Raw genomic sequence first — 12,447 nt, 5'->3', positions numbered from 1 at the left:
TTTTACAAGTAACATCATTATATCATCTCTTTTCGTGTTTGTAAAACATATTTATTACTTTTTCTTGTAATTTTTCATTATCAACGATAAATTCATCGTACTTTTCACCCTTCTGAACTGTTCCCGGAACTTTTTCTACTTTTCCTTCAAATTCATAATTAATCATTTTTTCCAATTCCTCTTCTGAAATATCCGTTACCATATATGGTTTCATTTTTCTATATAGATGGACGGCATCTTTTTTCTCCTTCATATTAATCTGTAATTGTTTCACAAGAGCTTCTATAAATTGGCTTTGTCTTTCCATTCGTTCATTATTACTTCCCGATGCACTCGTATCCCTGTAACGCACATACTGTTCTGCCATTTTTCCGTTCAATGTGATTGTTTCTCCCTTTTTAAACGCCGGATTAATGTGAGTATAATCCTGTGGCACTGTAATTCGTATACCACCCAATTCATCGGCAATCCGTGAAAAACCTTCCATTGTCAGCGCCACATAGGAATTAACCGGCGTCTGATAGAGGAGATTAGATACCGCCTCTCTTGTCAACACACAACTTTTTGCCTTGCCGTCACCATAAGCATACTGCAATGCAAGTTGTGCTCTCTCTGTCGATAAAAACTCTCCGCTCATATCATACGTTCTTATATCCGTCATCGTATCTCTGGAAACGGAAAGAGCCTGTGTCGTTTTCTTCTCCGTATCCATCGCAAAAAGAACTAAACTGTCTGTCTGCCCTCCGCCACCGACTTTTTTCTCTTCAATTTCGCCTTCCTTGTCAACCCCCATAAAGAGAACGGTTCTTAAATTATAATTGTATTTATACTTTTCTCCTTTATAGGTAATATAATTTGTTTCCTGATTCTCGTCCGTATATCCGTCATATTTTATCTTTTCTTTTTTCCTATCCTGCTGCATTCGATACGCCAGCACTCCCGCTACCGTTACAAGCAAAACCGTTACAATCCCTAAAATAACGTATTTCTTTTTCTTCACTTATTTTCCCCTGTTTCTTTCTGATACGAGAAAAGCCAATACATAAAACGGTATCGGCTCTTCCTATTCATCTTTTATCTTTCCATTAATTCTTCAGCGATATTTCTTGCATGGTCTGAAATTCTTTCCAAACATACAAGGGCATCTAAAAATACAATTCCTGCCTCAGCATTACACTGATTATTTGCCAGTCGCTTAATATGTTTTGTACGAAGCATCAGTTCAAGTTGGTCTGCCTGTGTTTCTTTTTCAATTACACGCAACGCTTTTTCCTGACTGTTCTCCTCAAACGCCTCAAGGGCATATTTATAACTCTTTGCACAGACATCAAGCATTTCTTTAATTCCATCTGTACCCATTTCTGAAAATTTCAATTTCTTTTCTCGGAGTGTTTCTGCAAACTCAGATATATTTTCGCAATAATCACTAATTCTTTCCATATCCGATACAATCTGAAGTAAATGTGCCACTTCCTGATGTTCTTTCTCGCTCACCTGCAAAGAAGAAATCTTAATCGCATATGTCGTAATACCCGCACTCAGTTTATCTACCGTGCTTTCTTCTTCCTTCAGCGCTTTAATATCATCATGGCTCAATGTGAACAATACTGTTCTGGCTTTTTCTAAAGAGTCCATAACAATGTGTCCCATGCGTGCAATCTCTGTGATTGTAGACTGCAAAGCAATACTTGGTGTTTCTAACATTCTGTCGTCAAGAAGAACTGCTGAATCTTCCTGCGCTGTTTCATCCACACGTCCGATTTTCTTAGCCAATTTGATGATTAAATTTGATACAGGGAACAATAATACTGTTGTTCCGATATTAAAGATTGTGTGTACCGTACTAATCTGTGTCTGTGTAATCATTCCTTCTCCCATTGCCGGATTCATTACCGTAAAGAAAAGAATTGCAACAACACTAAATAAAATTGTTCCTATTACATTAAATAACAAATGCATAAGTGCCGCTGTCTTTGCGTTTTTCTTCGCACCGACGCTTGATAACATTGCCGTCACACAAGTACCGATGTTCTGACCCATGATAATGTAAATAGCCGCACTCATTGGAACAAGCCCTGCTGCAGCCAAACTCTGCAAAATTCCGACTGAAGCCGATGAACTTTGAATAATCGCTGTTACCGCCGTTCCCGCTAAAATACCTAAAATCGGATTCTTACCTAATGTAACAAAAATCTCACAGAATGCCGGTGAATCTTTCAGTGGTGAAACTGCCGATGACATTGTTGAAATACCAACAAACAGAATACCAAATCCAATAATAATACTTGCCACCTCTTTAGATGAGTGTCTTTTTCCCGTGAGCATGATAATTACACCAATAATAATCGCAATCGGTGCAAGTGTTGTAGGACTTAACATCTTTGCCCATTCCACACTGGAAACAAGCCAGCCCGTTACTGTTGTACCTATATTGGCACCCATGATAACTCCCATGGCCTGTCCTAAATTCATGATTCCCGCATTTACAAATCCGACAACCATAACCGTAGTTGCCGATGAACTTTGGATAACCGCCGTGATTAATGCTCCCAGCAATACTCCAAAAAATTTGTTCTTCGTTAGTACTTCTAACAATGATTTCATCTTATTTCCGGCTGCGTTCTCAAGACCTTGAGCCATAATCTGCATACCGTAAATAAACATTCCCAATCCGCCTGCAAAAGGGATAATAATGTCTGTGTAACTCATTGATTTCCTCCTCAAAAAGCCAACTCTTAACTTTTATCTTTTTCTTACGTCCTTTTTACCATACCATTATATCACACCAAAAACAACTTATTTTTTCATTTTTGGCTCAAAAATCAATGAAGCGGCATATCCGAAAATCAATGCGGATGATGTTCCGACCGCAGCAGCCTTAAGTCCACCCATAAAAGTTCCTATAAATCCGTACTGTCCAATCGCCTCTTTAACCCCTTTCCAAAGTGCATTTCCAAATCCCAGCAGAGGTACGCTCGCCCCCGCTCCCGCAAAATTTTGGAAAGGTTCATACAGATTAAAAAATCCTAAGACAACTCCTGAACAAACGAGAAGTACCATAACTCTCCCCGGCATCAGTTTCGTTCTGTCCAGCAAAATCTGCACAAGAGCACACACAAGTCCGCCAACCCAAAACGCATTTACATAATCCATTTTTCTCCTCCTTAACAATGTTCCAGCACAATGCCGTGTGCTATTCCCGGAACACTCTCTCCTTCATTAAAACTTACCGTAGACATCAAAGCGCCTGTCGGAACAAATAATATCTTTCTCCACTCCCCACTTTCCAACTTTGGCAAAATATATGCCGACAGTGTTGTCGCTGCGCAACCGCATCCGCTTCCTCCCGCATGAGTATCCTGTGTCTTTTGGTCAAAGATAGTCATCCCACAATCCATATGGTTTACTTTTATATCTCTCCCCTGTTTTCTTACTAAATCAAACAAAATACTTTGCCCGACATATCCCAAATCTCCTGTAATAATCCTATCGTAATCTGTTTCCCTTAATCCGAAATCTTCTAAATTCCGTATAATTGTATCACAGGCTGCCGGCGCCATACACGCTCCCATATTCTGCGAATCTTTCAGACCATAATCCACAATTTTCCCCACTGTCACTCCTGTTATCCTCACATGGCTTTTTCTTGTCCCCACAAGAAACGCTCCGCTTCCCGTTACCGTCCAATGTGCTGAAAGAGGTCTTTGTGTTGCATATCCCAAAGGAAAACGAAATTCTTTTTCCGCACTCCCAAAATGACTCGAAGTAACCGCAAGCATTAAATCTCCGTATCCTCCCGCCACAGCCATAGACGCAAGTGCAAGCGCCTCTCCGGATGTAGAACAAGCCCCATACAAACCAAACATTGCTATCTGTAGTTCCTCTGTTCCCATACTTGTCGCAACTCCTTGCCTCAATAAATCTCCACCATATAAATATCGAACTTCTTTCGGCGTTACCCCCGCCTTTTTCAATGCAAGAATGCAAGCCTGTTTCTGCATCGTACTTTCAGCCAGTTCCCATGTTTCCTCCCCAAACAAATCATCTTCTCCGACTATATCGAATTTCTTTCCGAGAGGCCCTTCCCCCTCTTTTTTCCCTACGATTGAAGCACTGCTGATTAAATACGGCGCTCTTTCAAACTGAATACTCTGACTTCCCTTTATCATTTTATAGTGTCACCCCCGATTTGATTAACAAATAATAAATAACTCCCATAAGCCATGATGTTACAATGCCGTACAAAATAACCGGACCTGCAATGGTAAAAATTTTACATCCGATACCAAATACCTGTCCTTCTTTTTTATATTCAATGGCAGGTGCTGCCACCGAGTTGGCAAATCCTGTTATGGGTACAAGTGCCCCCGCTCCTCCCCATTTTGCAATTTTATAATATACGTTTAATCCTGTTAAAAGTACACTTAAAAATACAAGAATGACGGAGGACCATGCCCCGCTCACTTCTTTTGACATTCCCTGCTGCCCGCAGTAATTTAAAATCACCTGCCCCAAAACACATATTGCTCCTCCTGTCACGAACGCTTTCGCCATATTTAGCCACACATTGTGAACCGGAGTCTTTTCTTTGACATATTGCTCATACGCCTTTTCTTTTTTCTCTTTTTCCATATTTCTTTCCTTTCTACCAGCCTTTGAAAAAGAACAGACACGCACCGATCCCTTTCCCAAGTGCTATGCTTAATATAATGTAAGGAATCCCCTTTAAAATTTTTACCCTTCTGATGAAGATTGGAAATACATTTAAAATTTCCGCCAGTGCCATTGACCAGCAGCCGACAAAAATACCCGCAAACATTCCAAACAACATTAAAATTCCGACCCCGACGGGAATGGAAATCTGATAAATAAACAAAATATTACCAAGTATTCCACCGAGAGCCACACTCGTTTCATATAAAAGAATATGATTTCCCGTGTGCGTCCTGTCAGCAAAATCCGATACGACTCCCAGACTGACTACAAACGAAAATAGTCCGCCTGCCACCGTTACTCCGGCGCTAAGCCCGATGAGTGCCAGCAGAAGTTGTCTTCCCCACATCCAGTTCTTTCTCCTTTCGCGAATAATTTTCAATCAGTGTTGTCTGTATATCATTTTCATATAACCGCATTTCCACTTCCATCGGCGTAGGGTCTACACTGAATTTTTTCCCTCCGAAATGATTGAAGAAAATAAGTATTCCCGCAATCAATCCCACACAGTACGTCAATTCAAGCACGGTAAATCCACTGCTTTGTTTCCCCATAAGTAATGTATAAACCTGCTCGAATAATTTTGTCGTTTCCACATCATTATTAAACGCCATAATAGAAAATGCCGCTCCGACAAACGTAATTGCGGTAACACTGATAACTTTTATCCAATGAACAAATTTGTTCGGCGTCTTTTGGTCTTCACAAGTAATGATGATGTCCTCTTTACCCATATTTTCAATATCTACATTCGGATACTGCCTGTGTATACATTCAATTATTTTTAAAATCGAAACAATATATCTATGTTTTCCGTCATCCTGTATTTTCAATAACTTTAGCGCCTTTATCTTCGGTATCATTTCTGTATTGGCACACTCTATCGAAAGAATATCACCAAGAGTTACCTCCCTTTTCGTAACTTCCACATTTTGTTCGCCTTTGATATATACAGTTTCTTTCATTATCGCCATAGATTGTTCACCCCTGTAATAAGAACGCCTGTATCAATCGTTTCGGTCTGTCTTACATCGGAAAAATAGTAAACAAGTCCGACTGCCACCGCAATCAGCACAACACAAAACAAGCATACCCGCACTTTTTTTCTTTCTTTTTCCATACATTGCACCTCGCTTTCCTATGTAGTAGTATGGCTTTTTTGAAAAAAATTATACGCAGGTATGCTTTTGCTATATCTTTTCCCTTAAATATCCTAAAATTTTCTTTTCCAGTCTTGAAACCTGTACCTGTGATATTCCCATTGCTTTTCCTATCTCTGACTGAGTCTTGTTGGCAAAATATCGCATATAAATTAACTGACGTTCTTCCTTTTTTAACTGCTCTAATAATTGTTTCAGAAGCATATGATTTAATATTTTTTCTTCCTGTCCTTCCTTTTCCTCCAACTTGTCCATTAACTGTATCTCGTTTCCGTCTTTCTGATAAATCGGTTTATGCAAAGATTCCACTTCCCCGCCGGATTCCAGCGCCATAGCAAGTTCTTCTTTTTCTACCTGTAGTTTCTCCGCAAGTTCTTCAATTGTGGGTTCTCGGTTTAAACATTCCTTCAACTTTTCTTTCATCACATACGCTTTATATGATAATTCTTTCAGAGAACGGCTCACCTTTATCATTCCGTCATCCCGCAGAAATCTTTTGATTTCCCCTGAAATCATCGGCACTGCATAAGTGGAAAATTTCACATCATAGGATAAATCAAATTTATCAATGGCTTTTAACAATCCGATACTTCCGATTTGAAACAAATCTTCCGGATCCGTTCCCCGCCCATAAAATCTTTTGACTACACACCAAATCAATCCCACGTTTTCTTCTACTAACTGTGTCCTCGCTTTTTCATCTCCTTCGTGTGAGCGTTTGATTAAAGCGATTGTGTGTTCCATGAAGACCTTCCTTTTCCGATTGTTTTTTCCATTTTAACTGTTGTTCCCACCCCCAGAGAAGATATGACTTCTATCTTGTCCATAAAGGCTTCCATAAAGGCAAATCCCATTCCCGACCGTTCCAGTTCCGGTTTTGTCGTAAATAAAGGCTGCATCGCTTTCTCTACATTTTCAATTCCTTTTCCTTTATCATGTACTTCCACATAGATTGTCTTTCCTTTCGTGCGACAGCAAATTTCTATTTTATGTATCTCATTCTCATATCCGTGAATAATCGCATTTGTCACTGCCTCCGAAACCGCAGTTTTCACATCCGACACTTCCTCAAGCGTAGGATTTAACTGCGTCATAAAAGATGCCACCGCAACTCTGGCAAAACCTTCATTCGCCGAACAACTGTCAAAAATCAACTCCATTTCATTTGTGTCTTTCATATACATAATTCCTCCTCGTACATATGAATTATTTTTGTCACTCCCGACATACGCAAAATCTTTTTTAACCTTTCATTCGTATTCATTGCCCAAACTTCCCCTCCGAAAAGGCAGACTTGTCTATATCGTCCCATAATAACTCCAATTCCCGAACTGTCCATAAAATTTGTGTTCTGAAAATCGAATAAAATATATTTGATATGATTTTTTTCTACCAATCGGTCCGATAATATTCTTATCTGTTCTGCATTATGATGATCCAACTCATTTGGCAGACAAATGGTAAGACAATTTTCCTGTATCTGATACTCCATAGTTTTCCCCTTTCTTAATAAATAAAAAGACAGAAAAAAGTTTTCTTTTTTCTGTCTTTTGTAAATCTCTCTATTCTTCTTCTGTTTCTGTATCCGTATTGCTTTCTCCGCTTGTAGCAGTTCCTGTCAACGCCTGATTTGCCTGATTTGCCAAGTCTGAATTTGGATATAAATCTGCAACACGCTTATATGTTGTCTTAGCCTGCTCTGTTTTTCCTGCTTTTTCATATGATTTTGCAAGATTAAGAAGAGCCTTGCCATCCTCGTATTTCTCATCAATAGAAACAACAAATTCCAAAGCATTTACGGATGTGGCGTAATTTTTCACCTCATAGTTTCTCAATGCAAGACGGTATTTCTTCGCACAGAGAGGCGACACATATTCATCATATATTTTGTCATATACGGCAATTCCCGTATCACCCAAAGAATCTTTCTTCACTGCTTTTAATTCTTTTGCAAGTGATTCTTTATTATAACCTGATGTGCGACTGTGTTCCGAAACAGAAAGCAATGCCTCATAACTTGACTTTGTTGCTTCTGCTGTTGCCTGTGCCTCTTCCGTTTTCTTTGTTGTGTCCTTATATCCTTCTATTTCTTTCTTGAGGGCGCTGATTTCCGCATTTTTACCAGAAATCTGATCGCTGTATTTCACAATCTCTTTGTTTAATTTATTTGTCTTAATCTGATTCGTTGTCGGAACAATCAAAAACCATACAACCGCCGCACCAACGACAATACCGATAAGTATATTAATAATAGTTGACATCGCCCCGTTATCTTTTACTTCTGCTGCCGCCGGCTGAATAATGGTTTCATTTCCTAAGTTGTAAGTAACCGTCTGTTCATTTTCTTCTTTTGCCTTCGCTGCTTTTTTGCTTATTTTTGACAGTTCATGTAAGTAACGGAGTGTCGTTTCATTTGTTGTATCAATTCTGTGGGCACGCTTTAATACCTGTTTTGCCTTTGCATACTGCTCTGTCTGTAAATATAATAATGCTAAAAGTTGAAGTGCTTTTAAGAATGTCGGATGAGCAGCCACTACTTTTTTCAACTGAATTAATGCCAGATCTTCTCCGTCCTGCAAGCAGTAACTTAAACATTGATTATATTTTTTAATCGCATTATTTATTGTGTCCAGTTCCCCTGCTGACTCCTGCACTTTTTTAATATAGTAATTCGCAATATTTTCATGGTTCTTAAAGTTCTTACTGATAATCCATTCCACAAGCGCCTCTGCAATTTCCCCTTTTGCATAACACACAAGCCCTAAAAGGTTTCTCGCCGCAACATTCTCCCGATTATATTGTAAACTTTTTCTCAGTGATACTGTCGCTCCTGACAAATCATGAATTTTCGCTTTTGCTAATCCATCATTGTACCAATAATTCGATTGATAGATAAGTTTCTTTGTATATTCCACCTTGTTTCTCCCCGCAATCTTTCTACTTTGTTTGCTGTTGCATCATTTCACGCAAAATATCCGTCATATCCGTCAAATCTTCCTGATACACTGCGTCTTCAATCTGCTCTACTTCTAAACTCGGTTTAAACTTCTTAATTTCTTCTTCAAAATTTAACATCTTTTCTTCCTCCCTGTAATTCTTTTAACTTCCCTGCCAAATAAAGCGAGCCGAGGCAATATACCTTTCCCTCTTTGTCTTTCTTTTTCATTGCACAGGACAATGCTTCCGAAAGATTTGGCTCTACAATTACTTCTGCCTTCGTATATTTCCTAAATACTTCCGCCAGCCGTTCTGGTTTTTCTCCACGGGTATCCGGAATTTCAGTGATAATATAACTCTCTGCCTTCATATGTAAGCAGAGACATTCTATCATCTTTTCGTAATCCTTATCCGAAACTGACGAAAAAAGAACAATGTTCTTCGTATCTTTCATCTGTTCTACACTTTTGACAAACGCTTCCACCGCGCCAATATTATGCGCTCCGTCTACAATGACATTCGACATAATCTCTTCCATTCTTCCTTGCCATACGACATTTGCAAGCGCCTTCTGCCATAAAGACATATCTTTTCTCTCCGGAAAGAGATATTCCATGGCACTTATGGCAAGCATTGCATTTTCTGCCTGATAAATCCCACTGTTGTGCAATTTCCACGTAACATACTTATCATACGCATTCACTGCGGAAAAATCAATATATTTATCCGTACTTTCTATAATTTCGTACGCATTTTTCGAGATTTTTATACATGGTGCGTGTAATTGTTCCGCTCTTTTTTCAATGACAAATGTATATTCCCTGTCGCCTAAGCATACTACAGGAACACCTTCTTTTATAATTCCCGCTTTCTCCCCTGCGATTTTTTCAATGGTATCTCCCAAAATGTCCATATGGTCGAGAGTTATCGATGTGATGACAGTCATTATCGGATTTTGTATCGAGTTTGTTGCATCCAGCCTTCCTCCCAGCCCCGTTTCCAAAATAATATACTCCACATCCGCTTCCATAAAAGCATACATTCCCATTCCGAAAAGAAATTCAAAATAAGAGGGGTGAGCAAGACCGTCTTTTTCCATTTTTTCTACGGTTTCCAATACGAAATGAAACGCCTGTAAAAATTCTTTGTCAGAGATTTCTTCTCCCTGCAAAATAATTCTCTCATTAATTTTTTCCAAATGCGGTGAAATAAACATTCCGGTACGTTTTCCTTCCGCCAGCAAAATCGCCTGCAAATAGGCACATACCGAACCTTTTCCATTCGTACCTGCCACATGAAGTATTTTTTTGTTTTTTTGCGGGTTTCCTAAACGTACAAGAAATTCTCCGGTATGCTCCAGAGAATTTTTTGTCGTAAATTTAGGAAGATTTGCAATATAAGCCTCTGCCTGTTCCTTATTCATTTGTCTGTGCCTCTGCTTCCTGTGGATTTTGAGTTTCCTGTGCCTCCGCCGCTTCTTTTGCCTTTACTTCTTCCGGCGTCAGCAGTTTGCCGTCATAGTAAGTGTATTCTATAGATTCTCTGAAAATCCTTTCACTTGAACCAACCTGACAAACTTTAATCTTATCTCCATTTTTCAACTTCGTATCTTTTAATTCAATTCTTGTATTATTTAGGAATACGGCATCCTGTTTTTCACCGTTGACATAAACTTTACTATTCTTCGTAAAGTTTGTTCCATACAGACTGTATGTATCTTCCAACTGTAAGACAATATCTGTCAGTGTTGCATCCAAAACTCCCATCTGCATATAACCTGTTTTTACGGGATTATTTTTCTTTCCCCCATATACATACTGGTCACCGTAAAGCATATCGTACTGCAGCAACTCTAAATCTGCCAAATAATTTTTTGTTTTTCTTCTATTCTGGTGATAATTAAACACTGTTCCCGAATAAATGTCTAAACGATCAAACACATCCGCCATCGCCTGATATGCCGCTATATTTTTATCTTCCTTTGGAAGTCCGATGTTATCCCAAATCACATAGTTTGTATTGTATAGATAACGTCCCTTCAAATCTTTCGCTTCCAATCCCATTGTCGGAAGATGGTCACCGTAAAGCACCAACACTGTCGGTTCTTTTCTATCTTTCAGCATCTGAATTAAATCGGCGATAAACTGATCTGTTTCATATAACTGATTCACATAGTATTCCCACGCATTTGTTCTTCCTTCATCTTCAATTCCGGTTACACGGATACGCGGGTTTTCAATTACCTTCTCTTCAGGATAATCTCCATGTCCCTGTACAGTAATGCCAAAAACAAAGTCCTGCTGTTTTGTAGAATCCATGGCATTTTTAATGTGTTGTGTCAAAACACTGTCTTTTGCCCAGCCGTTTTCCGTCAACTGTAAAATGTTCATAAATTCCTTGCTTGTATAACTGTCAAATCCGATATTATTGAAAACGTCCGCACGGCTATAGAAGTTTCCACCGTTGTTATGCAGTGCGTGTGTACCATATCCAAATTTCTTCAGTGCAGTTGCGGCGCTTTCCGCCTGTGTCTTTTTCAAAATTGTTTTATACGGATATTCCCCCGGTCCGAAATAACGCATACTCATTCCGGTAAGAACCTCAAACTCTGTGTTGGCTGTTCCTGCGCCAACAGAAGGAACTTTAAAATATCCTGACGAGTATTCTTCAGATAATTTTCTAAAGTTCGGAATCGGGTCTGATGATGTTTTGAAAAATTCTACTTCATACGGGTCAAAGAAAGATTCCAACTGAATAAACAAAATATTCGGCATCTCTTTTCTTCCCGTCTTAGCCTGCGTAATTTCCCCATTATTTGAAATTTTATCCATTGTTTCTTCGCCATAGCCGTTCGGCTCTGCGATTCCCGTATTAAACACACTGGCTGAGAAACAATATGGGAAACCGTAATCTTCATATGCAAAAGCAATATTCCCAAAATAATTAGAAACAATACGCTTATCAATTGCCAAATTTGTCAGAAGCCCTACTGTTCCAAACGCTATGGCTATTGCAATAAGGGCAGGTATACGGTGCATTTTTCCCGTATACTGTCCCCCTCTTTTCCACATGGAAATGAGCCATACAATAACCGCAATAATACCTACCGCCAGCATAATCCCTTCAAATCCGGTAAAATATTTGTTAAAAAGCGTAAGCCCGTCGCCTGCTACTTTTAAGTCCTGTGCATTAAACGGTGTCACTCGAATTAACAGCATATAACCGTTTGTAATTCCAAGGCCCAGCCAGAATACCGACAACAAAATCCTTGTAAACACACGGCGTTTTACAAGATAAACAAGTAAAAACGTAATGAATATGAGATAAGTATTAAACAAAAATGTCCAAGGAGAACTTATCATATAGTCCCACGCTTTAAATAGGGAATGTCTTGAAATCGCCTCTATTGTAAGGTTTAAAACACACGCATACAGTACATGAAATACAAGAGAAAACTGATTCATCACTTTGTACACCGGTTTCATTTTACGCGCAAATGCACTGTTTCTTCTCTTCTCAAGAATAGCCTGACGGCGTTCTTTCCGGGCTTTCCAATATGCTTTTATGTCTTCTTTCTTTACTTTTTTTAACTGTATATGCTTCATTTATAAACCTCTTTCTAAACTTGCACGGACAG

The 12,447-nt window shown here is 39.1% G+C and carries 15 protein-coding genes; all 15 read right to left on the bottom strand.

Features of this window, described 5'->3' with window-relative positions; genetic code table 11:
* Positions 1–22: 22 nt before the first annotated feature.
* Positions 23–1,000: an LCP family protein gene (locus tag ACYPXO_RS09610; protein WP_459640356.1), complete on the bottom strand. Its 978-nt coding sequence runs from the start codon at positions 998–1,000 to the stop codon at positions 23–25.
* A 74-nt stretch (positions 1,001–1,074) separates the two neighbouring features.
* Complete coding sequence (locus tag ACYPXO_RS09605; RefSeq protein WP_459640355.1) at positions 1,075–2,709, bottom strand: Na/Pi cotransporter family protein; 1,635 nt, start codon at positions 2,707–2,709, stop codon at positions 1,075–1,077.
* 87 nt (positions 2,710–2,796) lie between these two features.
* Positions 2,797–3,153 (bottom strand): SpoVA/SpoVAEb family sporulation membrane protein, encoded by a 357-nt coding sequence (locus ACYPXO_RS09600; protein WP_459640354.1) that lies wholly within the window; start codon positions 3,151–3,153, stop codon positions 2,797–2,799.
* Between the two features lie 11 nt (positions 3,154–3,164).
* Positions 3,165–4,169, bottom strand: a complete 1,005-nt coding sequence (locus ACYPXO_RS09595) for a stage V sporulation protein AD (RefSeq protein ID WP_459640353.1) — start codon at positions 4,167–4,169, stop codon at positions 3,165–3,167.
* Between the two features lies 1 nt (position 4,170).
* A complete protein-coding gene (locus ACYPXO_RS09590; RefSeq protein ID WP_459640352.1) occupies positions 4,171–4,632 on the bottom strand; it encodes a SpoVA/SpoVAEb family sporulation membrane protein in 462 nt (153 codons plus the stop codon).
* A gap of 13 nt (positions 4,633–4,645) precedes the next feature.
* Positions 4,646–5,062: a stage V sporulation protein AB gene (locus tag ACYPXO_RS09585; protein WP_459640351.1), complete on the bottom strand. Its 417-nt coding sequence runs from the start codon at positions 5,060–5,062 to the stop codon at positions 4,646–4,648.
* Positions 5,022–5,687 carry a stage V sporulation protein AA gene (locus ACYPXO_RS09580; RefSeq protein WP_459640350.1) on the bottom strand — a complete coding sequence of 222 codons (666 nt, stop codon included), beginning with the start codon at positions 5,685–5,687 and terminating at the stop codon, positions 5,022–5,024. The genes ACYPXO_RS09585 and ACYPXO_RS09580 overlap by 41 nt, the downstream gene beginning before the upstream one ends.
* Positions 5,678–5,833: a hypothetical protein gene (locus ACYPXO_RS09575; RefSeq protein ID WP_459640349.1), complete on the bottom strand. Its 156-nt coding sequence runs from the start codon at positions 5,831–5,833 to the stop codon at positions 5,678–5,680. Before ACYPXO_RS09575 ends, ACYPXO_RS09580 begins: the two co-directional genes overlap by 10 nt.
* A gap of 70 nt (positions 5,834–5,903) precedes the next feature.
* The gene (gene sigF, locus ACYPXO_RS09570; RefSeq protein WP_459640348.1) at positions 5,904–6,617 is read right to left on the bottom strand and encodes an RNA polymerase sporulation sigma factor SigF; all 714 of its coding nucleotides are present in this window, start codon (positions 6,615–6,617) and stop codon (positions 5,904–5,906) included.
* On the bottom strand, positions 6,596–7,051 hold the full coding sequence (spoIIAB, locus tag ACYPXO_RS09565; protein WP_459640347.1) for an anti-sigma F factor: 456 nt from the start codon (positions 7,049–7,051) through the stop codon (positions 6,596–6,598). Before spoIIAB ends, sigF begins: the two co-directional genes overlap by 22 nt.
* Positions 7,048–7,365, bottom strand: a complete 318-nt coding sequence (locus tag ACYPXO_RS09560; RefSeq protein WP_459640346.1) for an STAS domain-containing protein — start codon at positions 7,363–7,365, stop codon at positions 7,048–7,050. Before ACYPXO_RS09560 ends, spoIIAB begins: the two co-directional genes overlap by 4 nt.
* Before the next feature lie 70 nt (positions 7,366–7,435).
* A complete protein-coding gene (locus tag ACYPXO_RS09555; RefSeq protein ID WP_459640345.1) occupies positions 7,436–8,788 on the bottom strand; it encodes a tetratricopeptide repeat protein in 1,353 nt (450 codons plus the stop codon).
* A gap of 22 nt (positions 8,789–8,810) precedes the next feature.
* Complete coding sequence (locus ACYPXO_RS09550) at positions 8,811–8,948, bottom strand: hypothetical protein (protein ID WP_009462284.1); 138 nt, start codon at positions 8,946–8,948, stop codon at positions 8,811–8,813.
* Complete coding sequence (locus ACYPXO_RS09545; RefSeq protein WP_459640344.1) at positions 8,935–10,233, bottom strand: bifunctional folylpolyglutamate synthase/dihydrofolate synthase; 1,299 nt, start codon at positions 10,231–10,233, stop codon at positions 8,935–8,937. Before ACYPXO_RS09545 ends, ACYPXO_RS09550 begins: the two co-directional genes overlap by 14 nt.
* Positions 10,226–12,415 (bottom strand): LTA synthase family protein, encoded by a 2,190-nt coding sequence (locus ACYPXO_RS09540; protein WP_459640343.1) that lies wholly within the window; start codon positions 12,413–12,415, stop codon positions 10,226–10,228. Before ACYPXO_RS09540 ends, ACYPXO_RS09545 begins: the two co-directional genes overlap by 8 nt.
* Positions 12,416–12,447 lie beyond the last annotated feature (32 nt).

It is taken from the genome of Faecalimonas canis, assembly GCF_054601575.1.
The sequence above is the reverse complement of the archived record's forward strand: the minus strand, read 5'-3'. Positions and strand labels throughout refer to the sequence as shown.

What these genes read in the sequence shown, in the direction of transcription:
- ACYPXO_RS09605 (WP_459640355.1), bottom strand. Translation starts at nt 2,709, where the DNA reads ATGAGTTACACAGACATTATTATCCCTTTTGCAGGCGGATTGGGAATG.
- ACYPXO_RS09600 (WP_459640354.1), bottom strand. Translation starts at nt 3,153, where the DNA reads ATGGATTATGTAAATGCGTTTTGGGTTGGCGGACTTGTGTGTGCTCTT.
- ACYPXO_RS09595 (WP_459640353.1), bottom strand. Translation starts at nt 4,169, where the DNA reads ATGATAAAGGGAAGTCAGAGTATTCAGTTTGAAAGAGCGCCGTATTTA.
- ACYPXO_RS09590 (WP_459640352.1), bottom strand. Translation starts at nt 4,632, where the DNA reads ATGGAAAAAGAGAAAAAAGAAAAGGCGTATGAGCAATATGTCAAAGAA.
- ACYPXO_RS09585 (WP_459640351.1), bottom strand. Translation starts at nt 5,062, where the DNA reads ATGTGGGGAAGACAACTTCTGCTGGCACTCATCGGGCTTAGCGCCGGA.
- ACYPXO_RS09580 (WP_459640350.1), bottom strand. Translation starts at nt 5,687, where the DNA reads ATGGCGATAATGAAAGAAACTGTATATATCAAAGGCGAACAAAATGTG.
- ACYPXO_RS09575 (WP_459640349.1), bottom strand. Translation starts at nt 5,833, where the DNA reads ATGGAAAAAGAAAGAAAAAAAGTGCGGGTATGCTTGTTTTGTGTTGTG.
- sigF (WP_459640348.1), bottom strand. Translation starts at nt 6,617, where the DNA reads ATGGAACACACAATCGCTTTAATCAAACGCTCACACGAAGGAGATGAA.
- spoIIAB (WP_459640347.1), bottom strand. Translation starts at nt 7,051, where the DNA reads ATGAAAGACACAAATGAAATGGAGTTGATTTTTGACAGTTGTTCGGCG.
- ACYPXO_RS09560 (WP_459640346.1), bottom strand. Translation starts at nt 7,365, where the DNA reads ATGGAGTATCAGATACAGGAAAATTGTCTTACCATTTGTCTGCCAAAT.
- ACYPXO_RS09550 (WP_009462284.1), bottom strand. Translation starts at nt 8,948, where the DNA reads ATGTTAAATTTTGAAGAAGAAATTAAGAAGTTTAAACCGAGTTTAGAA.
- ACYPXO_RS09545 (WP_459640344.1), bottom strand. Translation starts at nt 10,233, where the DNA reads ATGAATAAGGAACAGGCAGAGGCTTATATTGCAAATCTTCCTAAATTT.
- ACYPXO_RS09540 (WP_459640343.1), bottom strand. Translation starts at nt 12,415, where the DNA reads ATGAAGCATATACAGTTAAAAAAAGTAAAGAAAGAAGACATAAAAGCA.